The sequence below is a fragment of the Vibrio parahaemolyticus genome, assembly GCF_900460535.1.
GTDB lineage: Bacteria > Pseudomonadota > Gammaproteobacteria > Enterobacterales > Vibrionaceae > Vibrio > Vibrio parahaemolyticus.
In genome coordinates, this window is sequence record NZ_UHIL01000001.1 from 74,546 (window position 1) to 94,575 (window position 20,030).

Below are 20,030 nucleotides of genomic sequence, written 5' to 3' on the forward strand. Positions count from 1 at the left end.
TTATGCGTACAATAAAGCAACAACTTACCGTCTTATTGAAACCGTAAGTTCCGTTATTTGTTATAGACGGTCTATTGTATCAAGACTGAAGCGATTCGAATATCGCGATCCAGAGAAAGAAAAGTTAGAAATATGTACAAACGTTATGTAGCCCAAATTATTTTTGCGTTAACAATCCTGATCTCCGCACCAAGTTGGGCTGAAACGGAAGAGACTGGACCAAAATTAGCGTACTTCACCCTAGAGCCAGATTTAACCACTAACTTTTACACCAAAGGTAAAAAATTAGGCTATGTACAAGTGCGTATCGACATCATGGTGATGAGCCAACAAGACCTAGCGATTGTTGAGCACCATCAACCCTTGATTCGCGATGCGGTCATCGAACTCCTAGGCAAACAAACCGAAGATACGATCAAGTCGCTTTCTGGCCGAGAAGACCTACGCAAAACGTTGGTAAAAGAGCTAAACGAAACCTTACTGCCAGAGACCGGGAAAACCGTCATTGCTGATTTGCTGTTTACCAAATACCTCTATCAGTAAGTAACGCTGCTTTAGATACAAAAAGACCGCTTTCGAGCGGTCTTTTTTTGTTTTTGCTATCACGCTTGTTGTTGGTATTTCTGCTTGCCCGAGTCGAACAGCGCAATCGCCATCCCGGCTAACAAGCCAGCTAAGTGAGCCGTATTGGCAATGGCCATAAACGGTTGCACAAAACCAAGTACCAACCACACCAACATAAAACCGATGATGGATTTCGGCAGCGTTAAACCTAAATGAGGTAAACGGTAACCCAAAACCCACAAATAGCCGAGTAGCGCGTACACAACACCAGATAACCCGCCGAAGTTCGCACCTTCAACATAGAACTGGCCAGCACCAGAGAGTGCCGCAGATACCACAAAGATTTGCAGTAACTTGCCAGAACCAAGGCGACGTTCAATATCGCCACCAAGTTGCCACCACCACAACAAGTTAAAGATGATGTGTGTTACCGAGAAATGCAGCAATGCATGACTCACCCAACGCCACAATTGCCATTGCTGGCCTTCAAACGCGGGAAAGTGCAACAGAGCAAATACCCCATTTCCAAAGCCTAACATCTGCAAACCATAAATCACGGCGCATACGGTCATGATCAATAAGGTCACTGGACCGGCTTTGGCTTTGATCATTCCTATGATGCTTGGGCTAGCGTAATGAAATTGGCTCTTACGAGTATCGGCAACGTCCCAGGAAGCGGCGCTGTATTTGCTAGCGGATGGATTCGCCAAAAATTGCTTCAGTTCGGCTTCTGCCTCAACTTCATGCTGGCTGTCCGTAAGCCAAAGTGCAAATTGTCCTTCACCTTCGGGCATCATCTCAATATCTATCTGACGAGAGGCCATATAATCGATAAAGGCTTGCGCCATGCGTGGATTATTTAACGTTACCAATCTCTTCATTAACTTCTCACTATCGGTAGTTGTGCTCGCTGCCAGGCTTCAAAGCCACCGTCTACACTGTACACCTGTTCGAAGCCTTGGTTAACTAAATATTGCGCTGCGCCTTGGCTGCTAATTCCGTGATAACACATCACGAGGATCGGCTGTTCAAACTCTACATCTTCCATAAACGCCACAATCGTATCGTTGGTTAGATGATAAGCCGACTCAGCATGTGCCACGGCAAACGATTGAGGATCACGAATATCTACAAGCTTTGCCTCGCCCTGCTCAAGCAAAGCCTGTGCACCTTGTACATCGATATGCTGAAACTGGTCCATTTACTTTCTCATTTTGTCGTTATGAATATACCCAAATAACCTTGGTACCCGAACTAAACACTATGCTGCTCGGTGTATTAAGTCGGAAAAAGTCATTTGGGTATACTGCCGCCATTGTAACCTATCCAGTGGCAAACTTAGACACAAGGATAATCAGGGCTTTTAAAATTGTACACATTCCAACCATTTGTGGATAAAGCTGTGAATTGCGTTGATAAAGTATATTTGGATCTTTTGATCCACAAGATGTAGTGATGATCCTGATCTAGCTGTGTGTATATTTATAACTATCCCCAAGCGACAAAACCGCTATCACCCTTATTTTGTCTGGGTTTCGAACAGTTGATAAATAATTACTTCACAGAGTTATGCACAGGTAGCACAGAAAATTTAGATCGCAAACGCTATCTATTTTCGATCGAAAATAAAAAAGCCGAGATCACATGATCTCGGCTTTCTATGAAAATCTTACTTTATATTAGAGGCTGAAGTTAGAACTCACCAACGGCCAGTTTCAGCTTCTTCATCGCATTCTTTTCTAACTGACGAATACGCTCTGCAGAAACGCCAAACTCATCAGCCAAGTCTTGCAATGTTGCTTTCTCATCGTCTAACCAACGAGAGCGCACAATGCGTTGGCTACGCTCATCTAGGCTTGCTAGTGCGTGACCAAGACGATTATTGGTGTGCATTTCCCAGTTTGCAGCTTCGATGTTGTCAGCCACGTCCGACGATTTGTCTTCTAGGTACAGCATCGGGGCAGTGTATGAGCTAGTCGCACTGTCATCATCGTCAGTTGGCATATCAAACGTTGAATCGACCGCCGCAAGACGTGATTCCATCTCGCGAACTTCGGAAGGTTCTACGCCCAACTCACGAGCTACGGTTTCGACTTCGCCATTGTTAAACCAACCTAAGCGTTTTTTCGATTTGCGTAGATTGAAGAACAATTTACGCTGCGCTTTGGTTGTAGCGATTTTAACGATACGCCAGTTACGTAGTACGTACTCATGGATCTCTGCTTTGATCCAGTGAACAGCAAAAGACACCAAACGTACGCCCACTTCTGGGTTAAAACGTTTAACGGCTTTCATTAGACCGATATTGCCCTCTTGCACTAGATCTGCCATTGGCAAACCGTAGCCTGAGTAACCTCGAGCAACGTGAACAACGAATCTTAGGTGTGACAGGATCAGGCCTTTCGCAGCCTCAATCTCACCTTTGTAGTGTAATCGTTCTGCCAGTTCACGCTCTTCATCTGCTGTCAGCATTGGGTAGCTGTTTACAGAGCGAATATAGCTATCAAGGCTATCTTGCGTGACTAGAGCCATCGGATACGCTTCTTTTGTCATTCAATTCCTCATCAATCTCTGATCTGGAGCATTACATTGCAATTTAGCTTCGATATCTTGAACTCAAAATGAACAAGTTTCAAGAAGGGCGAGCAATTATCCATAAACAATTGGTCTAAACAAGAGGTAAAAATTAGCTTGTGCTAATAAATTCCAAGTATAAGACCTTCATCACTTAAACTGGTTCAATTTCTTTTAAGTGGCGCTGCGCTGAAACGCGCGCGGCAATACAACCTAAAAGGCTACCGGTGATAATCAGCAGCAAAGATTCATCCCAACTTAGGCCAATTAAACGGAATTGGCTGTCGTACAACGCGGCAAGATCTTCTACGGCGCTGTTCATCACAATGGTCACTAACGCCGTGACAAACCACGCAATGACGGCACCTAATACACCAAACCACATACCTGTGTATAGGTACGGACGCAAAATGAAGCCGTCGGTCGCACCGATAAGCTTCATGGTTTGAATCTCTTCTTTATTCGCCAGTACATTAAAACGTAATGTGTTACCAACGATTAAAAATACCGCACCCAACATTAGGATTGTCAGAGTCACGACAATAATGCCTGCTAGTGTTTTGATGGCATTTAAGCGCGCAAGCCAGTCTTCATCTAGCCTAACATCGGTCACGTCTTGTTGTTGACCTACTTCTTTTGCTAGGGCTTGAATGTCTGTTTTGATATCAGATTCTGGCGTAATCACCAACACGCCTGGTAATGCATAACCGCTTAGCAAGCTCAGTGCTTGGTCAAAACCCGCGTACTGGCTTAAATCGGCCAAACCTTGCTGTGGAGAAATATATTCCACTTCTTTTACAAGAGGCCAAGTTTCAATTTGATCTTTGAGAACCATCACACGCGCATCCGGCATGCCTTCCACTAAGTAAGCACTAACTTGCGAGGGAGATGCCACATCTTCAGCAGCGCCTGCCACGTTTTTGCCCAATAGATACAAACAAGCTGGCATGGCAAGTGCCATGGAGATCACCGCTAGAGTCAGAATGTTGCCTAGTGGTCGTTGCCATAAGGCGCTAAAAGAGGATTTTGCTTGTTTTGCATGGACAGAGAAAAAACCATCGGTATTTGTACGCTTGGCACTGCGGCCTTTCCCTTTCTTTTGGGAGTGCTTGTTACCTGCCATAGTCTTCTACCTCACTTAGGAAGCCTTGGTTCAATTCAAAATGACGATATTGTGGGCGAGTGTTTACTAACCCAACATCGTGCGTGGCAAGTAGGATGGTCACGCCCGCACGGTTAAATTCTTCGAATAAACGCAACACACGGTTGGATAATTCTGGGTCAAGGTTACCCGTTGGCTCATCTGCCACTAATAACGTTGGTCGGTTTACCACTGCACGGGCAATACCAACGCGTTGTTGTTCACCACCAGAGAGCTGGCTCGGCAAACAACGGGCTTTATCGAGTAAGCCCGTTTTGTCTAACGCCGCAGAAACGCGACGCTTAATTTCAGTTTCGGAAATCGATTCAATACGCATCGGCAGTGCGACGTTATCGTACACACTGCGGTCCATTAATAGACGGTGGTCTTGAAAGACAATCCCAATATTGCGGCGCAAAAATGGAATGTCTTTGCTTGGAATGCGCGTGATGTCGTGACCATTGAAATGGATTTTGCCATCGGTCGGACGCTCTATCGCACATATCAATTTCAACAAGGTACTTTTACCGGCGCCGGAGTGCCCGCCTAAAAACGCCATTTCTCCGCGCCTCAGGTGAAAATCGACTTTTTGTAGTGCTTGTCGACCACCTCGGTAAGCTTTACTCACTTGTTGAAATTTGATCACCGTTGATTTCCTCTAACTTCAATTACTCTTCACGGCTAAACAAAGCGTCGATAAACTCTTGAGTTTCAAAAGGACGCAAGTCTTCAATGCCTTCGCCAACACCAATGTAGCGAATTGGAATACTAAACTGATCAGCGATAGCGAAAATAACGCCGCCTTTCGCTGTACCATCCAGCTTAGTCAATGTAATCCCGGTTAGAGGAGCTACATCACTGAAAAGTTTCGCTTGGCTAATCGCATTTTGGCCAGTACCTGCATCCAGCGTCAGCATGATTTCATGTGGTGCAGAATCATCAATTTTCTTCATCACACGTACAATCTTGCGTAGCTCTTCCATTAGGTTGGCTTTGTTTTGTAGACGACCCGCCGTATCGGCGATAACCACATCGACGCCACGCGCTTTTGCCGCTTCAATCGCATCGTAGATAACCGATGCGCTGTCTGCGCCAGTATGCTGCGCGATCACAGGAACATTGTTACGCTCGCCCCACACTTGCAGCTGCTCAACCGCTGCCGCTCGGAAAGTATCGCCTGCCGCTAACATTACTTTCTTGCCTTGGCTTTGGAACTGCTTCGCAAGTTTACCGATGGTGGTGGTTTTTCCCACACCATTCACACCAACCATCAAGATGACGTAAGGTGTTTTGCTGCTGTCGATCTCTAGAGGCTGTTCTACTTTAGATAGAATCTCCGCCATTTCTTCTTTCAGCAGACCATAAAGGGCTTCGCCATCTTTCAGATCACCACGAGAGGCTTTTTCTGTCAGGTTGTTGATGATTTTTGTGGTGGTGTCCATGCCCACATCGGCAATGAGCAGTTGCTCTTCTAGCTCTTCAAATAGGTCGTCATCGATTTTTTTACCGCTGAACAGGCCAAAGAAACCAGCACCGATGTTTGCTTTTGTACGGCTAAGGCTGCGCTTAAGGCGAGCGAAGAAGCTTTCTGTCGGCTTTTCTTGCTCTTGAATACGAGGCGCAACCGGTACTTGTGGCTCTTCTGCTTCTGCTTCTGCTTCTGCTTCTGCTTCTGCTTCTGCTTCTGCTGGGGCAGCCTCAGCTTTTTCTGGCTCTTGTTCAAGCTCTTGAGTTTGTTGCGCTTGCTCAGCAACCTCTTCGGTTTGCTGCTCTTCAGAAGGCGCTTCCACTGCTTCTTCTGTTACTGTTTCTTCAGTTTTTGGTTTTGGGCTTTGTTCTTCGTCACCAAAACCTAGCCACGAAAGTAATCCGCGCTTCTTTTTTTCCGTCATCTGGGGCTATCCTAGATTGTCTTTTTATCTATTAATGACTCTTTTTTGACAAGATTATTATCTGTCTAAAAAAGGCTAATGACAAAGTTGTGAAAACTTTCCAATTAGGTGATTCTAATCTTATTAGTGTTACACTCTGTCATCTTGAATTTTCTGGGCTGTATCCAAGCTCAAAGCTTGGGCGATTGGGTATAGTATCACTTTATTAGCGGTCAAAAAATCTATGGTAAGACGTCGCCAGCAAAACACATCACAAAAAAAGCCAACAACGGGCTTTGTTCGCATTATTAGTGGTTTATGGAGAGGCAGAAAACTCCCTGTCCATGACGCTGAAGGTTTGCGTCCAACCACTGACCGCGTGAAAGAAACCCTGTTTAACTGGTTAGCACAAGATGTGCCGCAAGCAAAATGCCTCGATTTATTTGCTGGCTCTGGTGGTTTAGGTTTTGAATCGGCTTCACGCCAAGCAGAACTCGTGACCATGATTGAGCTCAACCCGCAAGCTTTTCAGCAGTTACAAAAAAACGTCGCGTCGTTGAAAGCCACTAATATCCAAGTGGTGAACACCGATGCCTTGAGCTTTCTGAAACAACCAGGTACACCACATCACGTGGTTTTCATCGATCCACCTTTCCGTAAGGGACTATTGGATGAAACCGTGACCTTGCTAGAGCAAAACGGTTGGCTTGCAGAAGACGCTATGATTTATATTGAAACGGAAAAAGAGCTGAGCATTGCTGGGCTTCCAGAAAATTGGCACCTGCACAGAGAAAAAACCGCAGGCCAAGTCAGTTACCGTCTGTATGAACGTACCTCAGCCTAACGCCTCGATTTAAAAGGACACTTAAATGAAAGCACTACTTATCCTAGCTAAAGCGGCGATTGCCTTTGTTTGGCTGGTTTTGATTCTGAATATTGTGATGCCATTTCCAGGTAATGCTGCGATTGCGTTGTACATCATGACAGCCTTCTTGTTCATCATGCACGGTTTGCAAATGGCAATCTTCATTGGTGCATTTGGCGATAAGATTCAGATGAGCAGTTGGGAAAAGTATTCCATCTTGATTTTTGGTATTTTTGCCCTGCTCGACATTCGTCGTAAACACATGATGTAAACATCGTTATAAAGAAAAGCCGCTCACTGGAGCGGCTTTTTGTTGTCTTTGATTTATCCCAAATAGCTTTTCACACCATCTAGGAACATCTGGGTGGAAATCATCACCAATAACAAGCCCATCAAGCGTTCCACCGCTTTCAGACCGCGTTCGCCCAACAGACGATTGAAAAAGCCATAGAACATCAAAATAAAGAAGGTCGCGCCCCACGCAATCACCACCGACGCTGAGAGTTCGACCAGTTTGTCGGGATGCTGGGAAGAAAGCAGAAGTAACGCGGCAATCACTGATGGGCCAGCAATCATTGGAATCGCCATTGGCACAATAAACGGCTCTTCACCCGCCGCTAACCCGGTGATGCTCCCTGCACTTGGGAAAATCATCTTAATTGCGATGATAAATAAGATGATGCCACCAGAGATACTCAAAGTTTCCGGCTGTACGTGCAAAAAGCTCAAGATGCTTTGTCCGGCGAACAAGAACAACATCAAAATCAATAAGGCAAAAATCAGCTCGCGGATGAGCACCTTACGACGACGTTTGGGATCGATGTGTTTAAGAATGGACAACACAATGGGCAAATTGCCAAGAGGGTCCATGATAAGAAACAGCATGGTCGCTGCAGAAAGAATATCCATGTTCTGGCCTCGACGAAAAAAATGGCGACCAGTGTATAGTAAGGAGATTGCGCGAGTATACGCCTAAGGGCGAAATCAGATAATTCGCCCCCGATTACCGAAACAACCTCAGACGCCGCTTAATGGTTGCAAATACGCGCCATGTTGACGACGAACTTGCCTTCGAGTTCGCGAACCTTATCGCGCTGTAATAAAAAGGTTAGCAATGCATCTAAGTCTAGATCATTCAACTTACAGGTATGAAAGCGTACGTCTGCGCCAAAATGTTGTGCGAGCTCGTCGCGGCTCATTGGGGTTTCACGTAGTAGGTTTAGTAAGTTGTGAGCATGAATGTCACTCATCGTTAACTCCAGTTAGCAAATAGAACCCGACCAGTGTACTGAAATCGTCGAGCACTGCTTTGACTTACGTTAGTAAATGATAGAAGCAACAATGAGTGCATGAGCAAGAAAGTAGCTACCACTTACCCAAACATACGCGCGCTTCATTGGTTTACGGAATCCGTGTATGGCGTAAGCGAGCGCGGAATACGTCATGATGACGGTACCACTAAAGCCAATGGCATTCGCGTAGCTAGGCGTTTGCAGCCAAACCTCACCGGCAGCCCAAGCGAGCTGCACTAGCATTATGCCCATAGTCACAACGGGAAAAACGAGCGAATCTAACTGCGGTAAAAGAAGGAAAAACGCCACGATACTGGCGGCAAGCAACAAAGCCAACAACCACCACACGATATCGCCATTAAGCTGAACCCAAAAAGATTTGCTATAGCACACTTGCGCTGCGAGATAGGCAGCAAAATAGATCAGCTTGCGTGTTTTAAACGAATGCAGCGTATCGGCGAACATAGAAACCACCAAACCACCAGCAATCCAGTAGCTGTGATCGGCCGACGGCCCTTGGGTTAGCACCAAAATAAGAAGAAGTAATAGCGTAAAGATTTTAAACACTAAGGATTGTGTCGGGTTCGCTTGCTTTGCACCCAACACGGAATACATACCTGATAACCCTATCGCCAGCCAACTCCACATGCCGTACATACCTTTTACTTAAACTCGCCGCTAGTCTAGGTAGACCAGTTTTGATGTAAAGACACAATCTACGAAAGTTGGATCTCGCTAGCGATTCGAAACATTTTGTAACCCTCTCTAGCGCTAGCAAAAATAATGTGGATTGGAATTCGTAGTTAGTGTTCACACGATTTCATAGTGTGTGTAAAAAAGCCAACTTGTGTGTATGGCCATCAACACGGACAAACATCAACCACAAAAAGTCTGGTTACCCCTATTCATCCTGATATGGGAAAGAATGCCATGATAAGCCCATCTAAACATCACTCTCCAAGTGGATTTGTTTGTATTAAAAATATCATTAAAACAACGTAACTCAATGATAAATAAAAACACATTAACGTTAATGAGGGGAAAAATACTATTAGCCGCTCCACAACCCACCAATCATACTTCCTTGCCAGAATTTCTCATCAGATAAGAAATTCTTGCACCATCCTAGTGCCTTCATTAACCACCGCCATAGCACAACGCTCACTTTTCTCAACTTTTGAGAAATACAGACAAAATACCAAACCAACCACCAAACTGAGACAAAAAATAATATAACAGCCACTTATTAACCATTTACAACACATTAAAATCAATAACTTAAAACAAAAAAGCATAATTAAGACCCAAAGCGAACACTTTAAATACAGCCCAAAAAACACTGTTTTATAGGTCAATTTAAAGTAAAAACAGCCAAGTTAAGCATGAGTTTTGAAAAGTTTTCTACAGATACGTTGATCAACAGCCAAAAACAGTGCTATATTTACTCCATCGAGTTCATCAAAGATTTAAGAGGTAGTGTTATGATTTCATCTTCTCAAAAACAAGGGCTGGTTATGATTGCAGTGGTTGTGGGTTTAATGACACTGCCAATGATGTACTAAGTCACTGATTAAAAATAAAAAAGGACGCTTTCGCGTCCTTTTTTATTTCTCAATTTTTAGGTTTACTGTATGTGCTCTGACAAGATGTCCCAATGCATGTAGTAAAAACCGAGTGCAGCGAGTGTGATTAGCGCCATTAGCAAAATAGCGGTTCGCCAAATAAAACGGGAACTTCTTGGCGTTAACTCTTTTTCACAGTCATCACACGCTGCCATGAAACCTTTTCGATCATCCAGCTTATAGTTGTCCTCATGCACGACTTTATTACGCACAGTGGCGATAAAACGCAATTTCGCGATCACATCATGAGGTAAGCGCTCTTCACAACTGCTGATAAGTTGGTGCAACCCTTTCCCTTCTGCGTGATATTGAGTACGCAAAAGCTTTTCGATCGTTCGGGTACGCATGACTACTTTTTCGATATCTGACATCGTAACCCTCCTTTACTGACCTTCCCTTCGTTAGTCATTTCATTCTTCTATAAATTTAGAGCTTTTTCGAGCGGTTAAGTGCAATTTTCCTTTCAAATTGTGCCCTTGCACGCATATAAACTGTGAAGTCCGCCGAATAAAATCTACACCCCTTTTATTAGATCACGAATAGTTTATCTCAACTCATAGTTTAATCAGGGAGTTCTGTAGAATAGGGCCCAATGAAACATTGGAGGTTATCATGCCAATCTCACTTATCTTGGCCATTTTTGCCCTCATCGCTCTTGGCGCATGGGTGTTCTTTCGTTTCTACAGCAAACATTACGTTGGTGAAGATGCGCCAGAACAAAGTGTTCAAGTCACGATTTTAGACAAACAAGCGATCGATGTGCCGGATGCGCAGCCGGGACAGGACGACCAAGAATATTGGATTTATGTGCAACGTGGCCCAATCGGCCCGAAACGAGAATTCCAAATTGGTGTGCACTATTACCACGCGCTTAATCCAGGTGATAAAGGCACCCTGACCTACTGTGGCGACAAATTCCTACATTTCGCAATCAAACGCTAACTTACGGCAGCAACCAACGAGTCTTGGCTGATTTCGAGAACAAATAACTCATCGCCAAGGCTCCCGCCCCACTTAACACAATCCACACAGGGATCACCCATCCCGGATGACCGGTATACCAACCGAACTCTTTCATCGGCCATAAGAAGATTGGGTGAAGTAAGTAAATGCCCAAGCTGTGCTGGCTGATAAAACTCACCACTTTCTGCACGTTCTTCGGCAACCCTTCCCCAAAATACCGACACAGCATAAAAATCATCGATGCCGCCAAAATCACGTTCAATGTTTTGTATGACAACCAACGCCCCACGGTGTATTTCTCCGCTTCCAAACTGTTGGTCACCACCATGGTGAATGTCACGGCTAACGCCACCAATCCAAACCCAGTGAACAACGTCACCATAGAACGATTTAGTGGCACTTTTTGAAACAGCACATAGCCCAAAGGCAGATAGCCCATATAGAGCCACATTTGGTTACTCCATGGCCCATCAATCTTGAATAGGAATAACGTGCTAGTGAACATCCAAAAAGCCAGATAGGTATAGAGGACATTGTCATCAACATTACGTGCCATCCATTGGAATAGAGGAATCACGAAATACAGTGGAATAAAGTAATAGAAGAAGCCTAAATGGTAATAGGTGGCATGAAACGGACTATTACTCAGCACTTCTTTGACGGTTTCAAAATCGAATCCTTGTGCCGTCCAACCCGATAGATACGCGTAGAACGTCGACCAAATTAGAAAAGGCACCAACACCTTCCCCAAACGCCGCTTCACGTAATACTTGCCATCAAAAGGACGTGTATCACTGAGCATCAGAGCGCCCGTAATCAAAATAAATACCGGCACCGCCCATCGGGTCACGCTGTTCACTCCAACGGCGGTGAGCCATTGGTCCATTGGGATCACGCCCAACTCGTTTCGATAAGGCGCCAAGACATGAATAGCGATCACAGCCACTGCGGCGACGCAGCGCAATAAATCAAAAAACAGAACCCTTTCTCTCATATCCTTTCCTACCTTGGATCGCTTATCGTTTATAGCATAGGGCAATTTTCACTCAATTAAATAGTTAACAATCTGTTTTTGCTTATTTTTAACCCAACAATGACCTGTTAATTGTATTTAACCGATAAATACTGCTGAACAGAATCAATTGAAACGAAGCGATATGTGACCAACACTTTCTTGAATATGAAACAGATATAATTCACAGAACCCCCTAGGATACTGAGCACATTACAAAGAAAGGTCTTGTTATGAAGAAAACATTATTGGCGTCACTCGTATGTGTAGTGGCTTTAGCTGGATGTAATCAAAAGGAAGAGACCGAGGCACCAGCCCAATCGCAACCGGAAGCGAACCCAATCTGTAACTTAGAAAAACTGCCCGGCGGATGGTCGCAAAGTGACATGACCGATGAAGCGCAACCATTGCTTGATGTGGTACTCGCGCAAATGAACACTTCCGCTAAGTTAAAGCAAATCCTCAGTGTTCGCACTCAGGTGGTAAGCGGCATGAATTACGCGATTGAATTTGAAATGGATAATGGCGAAATCTGGAATACGATTGTCTACCGCTCGTTAAACGACGAAATCAAGATGACGCAACCTGCAAAACTTGGACGCTTCTGCTCATAATATGCAGACATAAAAAATGGCTCCCGATTGGAGCCATTTTTATTCACGATGTTCTGTTCAGCCCATCACATTCATCAGAACTAAGCCGTGGCGATATTAGCTTTAGGCAACTTAATCGAAATCAACGTTGTCAGCGCCAAGAAAGCGAAAGAGACCCACAAACACGCCGCTAGTCCTGCTTCTTGGTAAATCCACCCCGACAATACCGTTCCAATCAAACGTCCCATGGCGTTGGCCATGTAGTAAAAACCGACATCCAACGAGACGCCGTCGCCTTTGGCATAGCTCACAATCAGATACGAATGCAGCGAAGAGTTAATGGCAAAGACCGCACCAAAAATCATCAGCCCAACCACAATCACGATTTCCGGCTGCCAACCAATTTGTACTCCGTAAGCAATCCCGCCGGTGATTAAGGCAAGAATCCCCGCCCACACTAATGCCGCACTTCCATCAGGCACGCGACCTTGCGCTTTACCCGTAATGCGCGGCGCAAAACCTTGCACAAAGCCATACGCGATCACCCATGATGCTAAAAAGCCACCAACCCACAAGTGATCCCAGCCAAATACGCTGCCGAGATAAACCGGCAAAGCCACCACAAACCAGACATCCCGCGCACCAAACAGGAACATGCGCGCTGCGGACAAGATGTTGACCGATTCAGACTTAGAAAAGATGTGGCTAAACTTAGGCTTATTTTTCGCTTTGCCCATATCGGCTTCTAGCCAGATCATGCTGCAAATGAACACTACCGCGAGCACACTCGCCATAATAAACATCGAGTTTTGGAAACCCACCCAAGACAACAACAAGCCACCGACAAAGAAACCCGCCCCTTTGAGTGCGTTCTTCGACCCCGTCAAAATCGCCACCCATTTGTAAAGTGCGCCTTGCTGCTCATCTGGTACTAGCGTCTTAATCGCACTCTTTGCACTCATCTTGTTGAGATCTTTAGCGATGCCAGACAAAGCTTGCGCAGCCATCACCCAAGGAATCGTCAGCCAAGCGTTGGGCACTGCCAACATTAACAACGCAAACACTTGCATCGCTAGGCCAATATTCATGGTTTTGTTCAGGCCTAACCGGGCCCCTAACCAACCACCAATCAGATTGGTCACCACGCCAAAAAATTCATAGAAAAGAAAGAGCGAGGCAATGGCTAACGTTGAATAACCCAAGTCGTGAAAATAGAGCACCACCAGCATACGCAGCGCTCCGTCGGTTACGGTAAAGTTCCAATAGTTAAACGTCACTAACATGTACTGACGAATACTTTTGCTCAATTGAGAAATCATATTGACCTCTTATGTACAGCGATAGACGCATTTAGATCATCATGTTCTAAATACTGATTAACCTGTACACCAACCATAAGGCGATACAACCTTAGTTCGAGTTTACAAACACGCTGGCATTTATAATTGAAAATTAATAATCAATAAAAACAAAGGGTTAACCTGTCACCTTCCGTTTTATCGCTGAGCTATATTCCATTATAAAAACCAGACAATAGCTTTTGGATCATGATGTTCCAAAAGCTATTTAAGCTGATCACGCGTCCATTCTTTTTCTAGCAGTAAGTGAGCTGCGAATAAACCAGTGCGACCCGAGCCGCCCATACAGTGCATCGCGACTTTGCCATCTTGAGCAAGAATCGCATGCAGTTCAGGGCTAGCTTGTTGCCACTTCACCGCGAAATCCTCACTGGGTGCGCAATCATCTTCAATCTCGATCTGGAACCATTTCATGCCCAGTTGTTGGGTAACTTCACCCAAATCCGCGACGTCTTTCGATGCTAGCTCAGCATTGTCCAATGCCGTAACCACCGCTTGAACACCCTGCTCTTTTAATTGCTGTAAAGACGTTTGCAAATCGACGCCTTTCGTACCCGGGCACGGTGTTAGGACTAATGCACCAGAGGCCAAATCTAATTGCCATGTAGGATGAGACATTGTGAACTCCTATTAAGCCAAACCAACGTTACGAACCAATTCTGCGGTGCGCGTTGCGTAACCCATTTCATTGTCGTACCACGCGTAAATCTTCACCATGCGAGAACCAACGACCATTGTTGAGAGTGCATCAACGATGGTTGAGCGTTGATCGCCTTTGTAATCGATCGACACCAACGGACGCTCTTCAAAGCCAAGAATGCCTTTTAGCTCACCTTCTGACGCTTCTTTCAGCAAAGCATTCACTTCTTCTGCGGTGGTATCGCGTTTCACATCGAAGATGATGTCTGTCAGTGACGCATTCGCCAACGGGACACGCACTGCGTGGCCGTTAATCTTGCCTTTTAAATCAGGGAAAATTTCCACAATCGCAGTCGCACTGCCCGTGGTGGTCGGGATAAGACTCATGCCACACGCACGAGCACGACGCAGATCTTTGTGCGGTGCATCCAAAATGGTTTGCGTATTGGTCAAATCATGAATCGTCGTGAAAGAGGATTGCTCAATGCCCAATTTCTCATGAATGACTTTTACTACTGGTGCGATGCAGTTGGTCGTGCACGAAGCCGCTGTCACGATACGATGTTTGTCAGGATCGAAAATGTGGTCGTTCACGCCAACAACGATGTTCGCAATACCTTCTTCTTTCACTGGTGCGCTAACCACCACTCGCTTCACGCCCTGATCGAGATATTGGTCAAGGTACGATGTTTTGCGGTGCACGCCTGTCGCTTCAATCACAACATCACAACCAGACCAATTCACTGCATCGATGTCGCGATGCTGCGTCGTCGCGATGCGCTTGCCATTGATGACGAGTTCATTTCCCTCAACCTGCACTTCATGGTGCCAACGCCCTTGAACAGAGTCGAACTCCAATAAATGACCCAATGTTGCTGCATCGCCCGCAACATCATTGATTTGCACAAATTCCAATTCTGGCCAATCGAATGCCGCGCGCAGCGCCAAACGTCCAATGCGCCCAAACCCGTTAATCCCTACTTTAATCGTCATAGTCTTACCCTTTAATCTTCAACCTTGAATCTTTGTTCGCTGTTAACAGCAAGCCTCACGACTTTTATCGTGCAAGCGTGTAATGTCGTCTTGGTATTCTTGCTTCAAGCAATTCGATGCTACTAAGTCTTCAATCAACTTGCGCATCCATCCTGGCAATTGCTGCGATAACTCGTAGTACACCCATTGTCCCTGACGCTTATCGACTAAAATGCCACTCGATCTTAACTGAGCAAGATGACGAGAAACTTTCGGCTGACTCTCTTGCAATGCAAACGCCAAATCACCTACGCAAATTTCTCCTTCGCGGGCCACCAGCATTAAGCAGCGCACACGAGTCTCGTCAGATAAAAGCTTGAAAAACTGATGTGGAAGCATAGTTAACATACCTATATATGGATATGCGTATATGTTTATTTAATTGTGCCAAGGCGTCAAGAGCCACGCCCTTGCCTTCATAAAAGTTTCATACTAATAGAGAGAATTAGACCGCGACGACGCTTTGGCTCCAGCGAGCCGCTTCACTTAACGAGGCTTTGACTTCATCAAATGACAAACCCAACTGACCCGAGAGCTTTTCGACGCCATGCCAATCAGCTCGCTCGTAGCATTCTTCTAGCGAGATCAGCACGCCGTACTCACCCTTACGATGCAGTAATGCTTGCTGCACAGAATCACTCAACGGCAGTTGCTTCACCAGGGCTTCGATCGATAAGTCGAGCATGGCATCTAAGATCGACAATAAGCCGACCATAAAGCCTTGCTCATTAAGATGAGAAAAAGGTTGGTAACGCGACATCAGCTCACAGAACTGGGCACGTTGCAAAGAGAGGTTGTACAACTCACGCGGTTTGTTGCTTGAGATGTAAGACGCCACCACCAAAGAGACAAATTGCTTCAGCTTGTCTTGACCAAGGTAAATCAGCGCCTGACGGAACGAGCTGATTTCCACCTCTAATGTGGTGATCTGGGTATTCACAAAACGCAGTAACTTGTACGACAAGGCCACATCTTGCGTAATGATGCTTTCAATGCGGTCAAAATCCGGCTCTGGCGCGCAGACTTCCCGAAACAGTTGTAACGCTAACACCTGCTCCGGACTGACGTATTTGGTTTGCGACACCAATGGCTTGCTAAAAAAGTAGCCTTGAAAGAATTTAAAACCCGCCGCTTTGGCTTGCTCAAACTCTTCTGCGGTTTCGACGCGTTCCGCTAAAAAGTGATATTTGACGCGCTTGGCGAGGTGGGTTTTAACCAGTTCACACGCTTTTTCTAGCCCCATCGCCATGATATCGAGTTTAACGATGTGCACATAAGGTAAGAAGCGACGCCACTCCGGCGTTAAGGTGAAATCATCCAGCGCGATCAAATAACCTTCTCGATATAACTCGCGAATTGCATCGAGAAGATCATCGGTAGGTTGGCAAGTCTCTAAGACTTCTACGACGATTTTGTTTTTTGGCAAGCTGCGAGGCAAACGGCGTACCAAGCTCTGATGAGGAAAGTTGATGAAGCATCGCGAAGACGCAATCACTGGGTTAGTACCCAGTGATAGAAAGTTCTCGACGATTAATCGGTATGTCGCTCGGTTTGATTCGATATGGGCGGGATAGGCGTTGCTTTCCCCATCTCTAAATAACAATTCATAACCCAGCGTCTGTCTTTTACGGTTAAAAATCGGCTGACGAGCGACATACGTTGTATTCATGCGATAGAACTACCTATAAATGGCTTAGGATTTTGCAGCCGCTAATAATGCACCACAACCCATAAACATTGAACCGAATACTTTGTTAATTTTACCCATGATCTTGTCTGAACGGATAAAGCGTCCCATCTGCGCCGCTAACGTGGTGTAACCCAACATTACACACGCATCAATTACCACTGTCGTCACCCCTAGCGCCAACAATTGCGTCAGTTGGTCTTTTGCAGGGTCGATAAACTGTGGGAACAACGCCACCAAAAAGACGATCGATTTAGGGTTAGTCAGGTTAATTAAAACGGCTTTATACAATAATGCGCTACCTGACATCTCTTTGTGACTCTCATTGGCAATCAAGCCGGAAGTATCACGCCATTTCTGAATACCCAACCATACAAGGTAAGCCGCACCTACCCATTTAATGATAGTAAACGCAGTTGCCGATTGCGCCACCAGCGCACCGATGCCAGCGCCAACCAAGGCGATGTGAATCGCGAGTCCGATTTGCAGACCAACAATCGCGCCAAGCGATTTACGCGTGCCGTAACTCAAGCCATTGCTGATTGAGTTAACCGTGCCTGAACCCGGAGCCAAACTAAAAACGATTGCAGTTACCACATAGGCCAACCAAACGTGGGTATCCATTGCATTTCCTCACTAATTCTTCGATGATACATCGCGTCTACAATGTATCTTCAGGTAATCGACTAATGGCTACTAACCATTCACCTTTGACTTATACTCAAGAGACTTTATTTGAGCAAGCAATTGGTGGTCCGATCGCAGCACTTTGGCAAACTCGCCAAGAGGGCTTTGTTAAAGGGACAGAGAAAAAGAAAATCTACTGGTGCAAACTCACCAACCCTGAACACAAAAAAGCCGTGCTGATCGTCAATGGCCGCATCGAATCTTCCTGGAAGTACCAAGAGCTGTTTTACGATCTCTACCGCCAAGGTTACGATGTGTATTCCTTTGACCACCGAGGACAAGGTTTATCAGATCGCCTATTATCTGACTCTGATATGGGTCACGTCTATGACTTTACTGACTATATTGATGATATGGACGTGGTGATCAAACAACACGACCTTAAACAATATCAGCAGTGCTTTATCATCGCGCACTCCATGGGCGGTGCCATCGCGACGCGCTACCTGCAAACCCACCCAGAGCACCCATTCACTGGTTTGATTTTAAGCGCACCCATGTTTGGCATTAACTTGCCGTGGTACTTATCACCCATCGCTATCCCAGTGACGCAAATTCTTTCTGCCGTGTCACCACTGCCGCGTTATGCGCCGGGCCACAAGCCGTACTTTCCCAAGCCTTTTGAGGACAATCCTCTCAGCCAAAGCGCAGGCCGCTACCAGTGGTTTCGCAATCTCTATACAGAAAAACCGGAACTGCAAGTCGGCGGACCAAGCACGCGCTGGGTATGGCAAGGACTCATGGCAGCGAAACAGTGCTTTTTGTTAACTCGCCAAGTAAAAGTGCCTGTGCTACTGGTTCAAGCAGGTAATGATCGTATCGTCAGCAATCTCGCGCAAAAACGCTTTATCGAGAAGCTGCGTAAAACCAATCCTCATGCGGCATTGCTTTCTATTGAAGGCGCACAGCATGAAATCTTGTTCGAAACAGACCAGTACCGCAATCAAGCGCTCGATGCGATCTTCCGCTTTATGGATGACCCTACTTCGTCGTCAGACGAAAAAATGCAATAAGAGTTGTAGGCGACCACTTCACCGCAATGATTAAAGAGGAAATGTCTCTCAAACGATTTACCCTCTTTTTCATCCTTATTTTGGCGTACACTGCTTGCGTCTGTTTCGCCCACCTCGCACGTTTAACGAGGAAAGCAGGCAGCATTAAGTTCCCCCGCATTCGGAGCAGTATGATCTAGTCAGTCTACTGTACTCCGTTTGCAATCAACCTGTTCCACTCTATCCAAACCGTTTACGAGGGCTTCATGAGCACATCGCTACCTTGCAAAGAGATCACTAAAATCGTTGCCTCAGATCTGGATGGCACGTTACTGGCACCAAACCATCAGCTAAGTGCTTACTCAAAAGAGACGCTAAAAGCGCTGCATGAAAAGGGTTACACCTTTGTCTTTGCAACGGGTCGCCACCACGTAGACGTTGCAAGCATTCGTCGCCAAGTGGGCATTCCGGCTTACATGATCACCTCAAACGGTGCGCGTGTTCATGACCAAAACGATCAACTGATGTACAGTGAAAACGTACCTGCAGATTTGGTTCAAGGCGTGATCGACACGATCAAACATGATCACGAGATACTTATCCACATGTATCAAAACGACAGTTGGCTGATGAACAAAGACGACGAAACACTGCGTGATTTCCATGACGAATTCACATACGTCTTATTCGATGAAGACCAAGCGCCTACCGACGGCATTGCGAAAATTTTCTTCACCCATCCAGCGCAAGATCATGAACGTTTGGTGGTGTTTGAAAACAAACTGCGTGAACAGTTTGGCGATAAATTGAATATCGCGTTCTCTACTCCTTGGTGCTTAGAAGTAATGAGTGCGGGCGTTTCGAAAGGCCACGCGCTACAAGCAGTCGCGGAAACTCTGGGTTTAACGCTCGAAAACTGCATTGCATTTGGCGACGGCATGAATGATGTCGAAATGCTATCAATGGCAGGCAAAGGCTTAGTAATGGGCACATCACACGAGAAAGTGATGAAAGCGCTGCCAAACAATGAAGTGATTGGCAGCAACGCAGACGATGCCGTGGCGCATTACCTGCAAGATCACCTGCTCTAACCCTTGGGTTAACAACAAAATCACGAAGGGCTGCAATTTGCAGCCCT

At 45.7% G+C, this 20,030-nt stretch carries 24 protein-coding genes and 1 pseudogene; 8 read left to right on the forward strand and 17 right to left on the reverse strand.

Going from position 1 to position 20,030, the window contains the following annotated elements:
- Window positions 1–132: 132 nt before the first annotated feature.
- Entirely contained in the window at window positions 133–543 is a 411-nt protein-coding gene (locus DYB02_RS00375) for a flagellar basal body-associated protein FliL (RefSeq protein ID WP_005460376.1), read from the forward strand.
- 59 nt (window positions 544–602) lie between these two features.
- Here DYB02_RS00375 and glpG read toward each other — a convergent pair whose 3' ends face one another.
- The 6 genes from glpG to ftsY all read right to left on the reverse strand — a co-directional run bounded on the left by glpG (window position 603) and on the right by ftsY (window position 6,171).
- Complete coding sequence (gene glpG, locus DYB02_RS00380; RefSeq protein ID WP_005460378.1) at window positions 603–1,445, reverse strand: rhomboid family intramembrane serine protease GlpG; 843 nt, start codon at window positions 1,443–1,445, stop codon at window positions 603–605.
- A complete protein-coding gene (gene glpE / locus DYB02_RS00385; protein WP_005460380.1) occupies window positions 1,445–1,765 on the reverse strand; it encodes a thiosulfate sulfurtransferase GlpE in 321 nt (106 codons plus the stop codon). Before glpE ends, glpG begins: the two co-directional genes overlap by 1 nt.
- Before the next feature lie 491 nt (window positions 1,766–2,256).
- Entirely contained in the window at window positions 2,257–3,117 is an 861-nt protein-coding gene (gene rpoH / locus DYB02_RS00395) for an RNA polymerase sigma factor RpoH (protein ID WP_005490420.1), read from the reverse strand.
- Between the two features lie 175 nt (window positions 3,118–3,292).
- Window positions 3,293–4,261, reverse strand: a complete 969-nt coding sequence (gene ftsX / locus DYB02_RS00400; RefSeq protein WP_029806417.1) for a permease-like cell division protein FtsX — start codon at window positions 4,259–4,261, stop codon at window positions 3,293–3,295.
- Window positions 4,251–4,925 carry a cell division ATP-binding protein FtsE gene (gene ftsE, locus DYB02_RS00405; protein ID WP_005481953.1) on the reverse strand — a complete coding sequence of 225 codons (675 nt, stop codon included), beginning with the start codon at window positions 4,923–4,925 and terminating at the stop codon, window positions 4,251–4,253. The genes ftsX and ftsE overlap by 11 nt, the downstream gene beginning before the upstream one ends.
- Window positions 4,926–4,947: 22 nt before the next feature.
- Complete coding sequence (gene ftsY, locus DYB02_RS00410; protein ID WP_005491145.1) at window positions 4,948–6,171, reverse strand: signal recognition particle-docking protein FtsY; 1,224 nt, start codon at window positions 6,169–6,171, stop codon at window positions 4,948–4,950.
- Between the two features lie 223 nt (window positions 6,172–6,394).
- Here ftsY and rsmD point away from each other — a divergent pair, with 223 nt between their 5' ends.
- Both rsmD and DYB02_RS00420 read left to right on the forward strand, forming a co-directional pair.
- Entirely contained in the window at window positions 6,395–6,994 is a 600-nt protein-coding gene (gene rsmD, locus DYB02_RS00415; RefSeq protein ID WP_005455148.1) for a 16S rRNA (guanine(966)-N(2))-methyltransferase RsmD, read from the forward strand.
- A 25-nt stretch (window positions 6,995–7,019) separates the two neighbouring features.
- Complete coding sequence (locus tag DYB02_RS00420; RefSeq protein ID WP_005496405.1) at window positions 7,020–7,286, forward strand: DUF1145 domain-containing protein; 267 nt, start codon at window positions 7,020–7,022, stop codon at window positions 7,284–7,286.
- A 53-nt stretch (window positions 7,287–7,339) separates the two neighbouring features.
- On the opposite strand, the gene DYB02_RS00425 is transcribed toward DYB02_RS00420, so the two are convergent.
- The 3 genes from DYB02_RS00425 to DYB02_RS00435 form a co-directional block, all read right to left on the reverse strand.
- Window positions 7,340–7,924 carry a YhgN family NAAT transporter gene (locus DYB02_RS00425; RefSeq protein ID WP_005455144.1) on the reverse strand — a complete coding sequence of 195 codons (585 nt, stop codon included), beginning with the start codon at window positions 7,922–7,924 and terminating at the stop codon, window positions 7,340–7,342.
- A 119-nt stretch (window positions 7,925–8,043) separates the two neighbouring features.
- A complete protein-coding gene (locus DYB02_RS00430; protein ID WP_015297472.1) occupies window positions 8,044–8,265 on the reverse strand; it encodes a YecH family metal-binding protein in 222 nt (73 codons plus the stop codon).
- A 69-nt stretch (window positions 8,266–8,334) separates the two neighbouring features.
- Complete coding sequence (locus DYB02_RS00435) at window positions 8,335–8,955, reverse strand: lysoplasmalogenase (protein ID WP_005481960.1); 621 nt, start codon at window positions 8,953–8,955, stop codon at window positions 8,335–8,337.
- Between the two features lie 734 nt (window positions 8,956–9,689).
- On the opposite strand from DYB02_RS00435, the gene DYB02_RS25610 reads away from it, so the two are divergent.
- Entirely contained in the window at window positions 9,690–9,869 is a 180-nt protein-coding gene (locus DYB02_RS25610; RefSeq protein ID WP_005458791.1) for a hypothetical protein, read from the forward strand.
- Between the two features lie 62 nt (window positions 9,870–9,931).
- Here the strand turns inward: DYB02_RS25610 and DYB02_RS00450 are convergent, their stop codons facing one another.
- Window positions 9,932–10,300 carry a hypothetical protein gene (locus DYB02_RS00450; protein ID WP_005489749.1) on the reverse strand — a complete coding sequence of 123 codons (369 nt, stop codon included), beginning with the start codon at window positions 10,298–10,300 and terminating at the stop codon, window positions 9,932–9,934.
- A 241-nt stretch (window positions 10,301–10,541) separates the two neighbouring features.
- Between DYB02_RS00450 and DYB02_RS00455 the strand changes: the two genes are divergently transcribed.
- Complete coding sequence (locus DYB02_RS00455; RefSeq protein ID WP_015297474.1) at window positions 10,542–10,871, forward strand: DUF2500 domain-containing protein; 330 nt, start codon at window positions 10,542–10,544, stop codon at window positions 10,869–10,871.
- Window position 10,872: 1 nt separating this feature from the next.
- Here DYB02_RS00455 and DYB02_RS00460 read toward each other — a convergent pair whose 3' ends face one another.
- Window positions 10,873–11,886: an acyltransferase gene (locus tag DYB02_RS00460; RefSeq protein ID WP_005489757.1), complete on the reverse strand. Its 1,014-nt coding sequence runs from the start codon at window positions 11,884–11,886 to the stop codon at window positions 10,873–10,875.
- 251 nt (window positions 11,887–12,137) lie between these two features.
- Here DYB02_RS00460 and DYB02_RS00465 point away from each other — a divergent pair, with 251 nt between their 5' ends.
- Window positions 12,138–12,518: a cystatin family protein gene (locus DYB02_RS00465; RefSeq protein ID WP_029805981.1), complete on the forward strand. Its 381-nt coding sequence runs from the start codon at window positions 12,138–12,140 to the stop codon at window positions 12,516–12,518.
- Window positions 12,519–12,598: 80 nt separating this feature from the next.
- On the opposite strand, the gene arsJ is transcribed toward DYB02_RS00465, so the two are convergent.
- The 6 genes and pseudogenes from arsJ to rhtB form a co-directional block, all read right to left on the reverse strand.
- Entirely contained in the window at window positions 12,599–13,816 is a 1,218-nt protein-coding gene (gene arsJ, locus DYB02_RS00470; protein WP_005485505.1) for an organoarsenical effux MFS transporter ArsJ, read from the reverse strand.
- Between the two features lie 249 nt (window positions 13,817–14,065).
- Window positions 14,066–14,473: pseudogene (locus tag DYB02_RS00475) on the reverse strand (phosphatase domain-containing putative toxin); the annotation flags it as partial.
- A 12-nt stretch (window positions 14,474–14,485) separates the two neighbouring features.
- Window positions 14,486–15,487, reverse strand: a complete 1,002-nt coding sequence (locus DYB02_RS00480; protein WP_005459102.1) for an ArsJ-associated glyceraldehyde-3-phosphate dehydrogenase — start codon at window positions 15,485–15,487, stop codon at window positions 14,486–14,488.
- Window positions 15,488–15,529: 42 nt separating this feature from the next.
- On the reverse strand, window positions 15,530–15,865 hold the full coding sequence (locus DYB02_RS00485) for a metalloregulator ArsR/SmtB family transcription factor (RefSeq protein ID WP_005478993.1): 336 nt from the start codon (window positions 15,863–15,865) through the stop codon (window positions 15,530–15,532).
- 106 nt (window positions 15,866–15,971) lie between these two features.
- Window positions 15,972–17,195, reverse strand: a complete 1,224-nt coding sequence (locus tag DYB02_RS00490; protein WP_029805976.1) for an EAL and HDOD domain-containing protein — start codon at window positions 17,193–17,195, stop codon at window positions 15,972–15,974.
- A gap of 24 nt (window positions 17,196–17,219) precedes the next feature.
- The gene (gene rhtB / locus DYB02_RS00495; RefSeq protein ID WP_005459098.1) at window positions 17,220–17,837 is read right to left on the reverse strand and encodes a homoserine/homoserine lactone efflux protein; all 618 of its coding nucleotides are present in this window, start codon (window positions 17,835–17,837) and stop codon (window positions 17,220–17,222) included.
- Window positions 17,838–17,902: 65 nt separating this feature from the next.
- On the opposite strand from rhtB, the gene DYB02_RS00500 reads away from it, so the two are divergent.
- On the forward strand, window positions 17,903–18,913 hold the full coding sequence (locus tag DYB02_RS00500) for an alpha/beta fold hydrolase (RefSeq protein ID WP_005459120.1): 1,011 nt from the start codon (window positions 17,903–17,905) through the stop codon (window positions 18,911–18,913).
- A gap of 245 nt (window positions 18,914–19,158) precedes the next feature.
- Window positions 19,159–19,983, forward strand: coding sequence for a Cof-type HAD-IIB family hydrolase (locus tag DYB02_RS00510; RefSeq protein ID WP_005478981.1), 825 nt, complete (start codon window positions 19,159–19,161; stop codon window positions 19,981–19,983).
- Window positions 19,984–20,030: the final 47 nt, after the last annotated feature.

Bases quoted from the DNA above. Each gene is read 5' to 3' on its own strand.
- rhtB (WP_005459098.1), bottom strand. From the start codon at position 17,837: ATGGATACCCACGTTTGGTTGGCCTATGTGGTAACTGCAATCGTTTTT.
- rpoH (WP_005490420.1), bottom strand. From the start codon at position 3,117: ATGACAAAAGAAGCGTATCCGATGGCTCTAGTCACGCAAGATAGCCTT.
- ftsX (WP_029806417.1), bottom strand. From the start codon at position 4,261: ATGGCAGGTAACAAGCACTCCCAAAAGAAAGGGAAAGGCCGCAGTGCC.
- DYB02_RS00455 (WP_015297474.1), top strand. From the start codon at position 10,542: ATGCCAATCTCACTTATCTTGGCCATTTTTGCCCTCATCGCTCTTGGC.
- rsmD (WP_005455148.1), top strand. From the start codon at position 6,395: ATGGTAAGACGTCGCCAGCAAAACACATCACAAAAAAAGCCAACAACG.
- DYB02_RS00435 (WP_005481960.1), bottom strand. From the start codon at position 8,955: ATGTGGAGTTGGCTGGCGATAGGGTTATCAGGTATGTATTCCGTGTTG.
- arsJ (WP_005485505.1), bottom strand. From the start codon at position 13,816: ATGATTTCTCAATTGAGCAAAAGTATTCGTCAGTACATGTTAGTGACG.
- DYB02_RS25610 (WP_005458791.1), top strand. From the start codon at position 9,690: ATGAGTTTTGAAAAGTTTTCTACAGATACGTTGATCAACAGCCAAAAA.
- DYB02_RS00490 (WP_029805976.1), bottom strand. From the start codon at position 17,195: ATGAATACAACGTATGTCGCTCGTCAGCCGATTTTTAACCGTAAAAGA.
- glpE (WP_005460380.1), bottom strand. From the start codon at position 1,765: ATGGACCAGTTTCAGCATATCGATGTACAAGGTGCACAGGCTTTGCTT.
- DYB02_RS00460 (WP_005489757.1), bottom strand. From the start codon at position 11,886: ATGAGAGAAAGGGTTCTGTTTTTTGATTTATTGCGCTGCGTCGCCGCA.
- DYB02_RS00450 (WP_005489749.1), bottom strand. From the start codon at position 10,300: ATGTCAGATATCGAAAAAGTAGTCATGCGTACCCGAACGATCGAAAAG.
- DYB02_RS00375 (WP_005460376.1), top strand. From the start codon at position 133: ATGTACAAACGTTATGTAGCCCAAATTATTTTTGCGTTAACAATCCTG.
- ftsY (WP_005491145.1), bottom strand. From the start codon at position 6,171: ATGACGGAAAAAAAGAAGCGCGGATTACTTTCGTGGCTAGGTTTTGGT.
- DYB02_RS00500 (WP_005459120.1), top strand. From the start codon at position 17,903: ATGGCTACTAACCATTCACCTTTGACTTATACTCAAGAGACTTTATTT.
- glpG (WP_005460378.1), bottom strand. From the start codon at position 1,445: ATGAAGAGATTGGTAACGTTAAATAATCCACGCATGGCGCAAGCCTTT.
- DYB02_RS00465 (WP_029805981.1), top strand. From the start codon at position 12,138: ATGAAGAAAACATTATTGGCGTCACTCGTATGTGTAGTGGCTTTAGCT.
- DYB02_RS00425 (WP_005455144.1), bottom strand. From the start codon at position 7,924: ATGGATATTCTTTCTGCAGCGACCATGCTGTTTCTTATCATGGACCCT.
- DYB02_RS00510 (WP_005478981.1), top strand. From the start codon at position 19,159: ATGAGCACATCGCTACCTTGCAAAGAGATCACTAAAATCGTTGCCTCA.
- DYB02_RS00420 (WP_005496405.1), top strand. From the start codon at position 7,020: ATGAAAGCACTACTTATCCTAGCTAAAGCGGCGATTGCCTTTGTTTGG.
- DYB02_RS00480 (WP_005459102.1), bottom strand. From the start codon at position 15,487: ATGACGATTAAAGTAGGGATTAACGGGTTTGGGCGCATTGGACGTTTG.
- DYB02_RS00485 (WP_005478993.1), bottom strand. From the start codon at position 15,865: ATGCTTCCACATCAGTTTTTCAAGCTTTTATCTGACGAGACTCGTGTG.
- DYB02_RS00430 (WP_015297472.1), bottom strand. From the start codon at position 8,265: ATGAGTGACATTCATGCTCACAACTTACTAAACCTACTACGTGAAACC.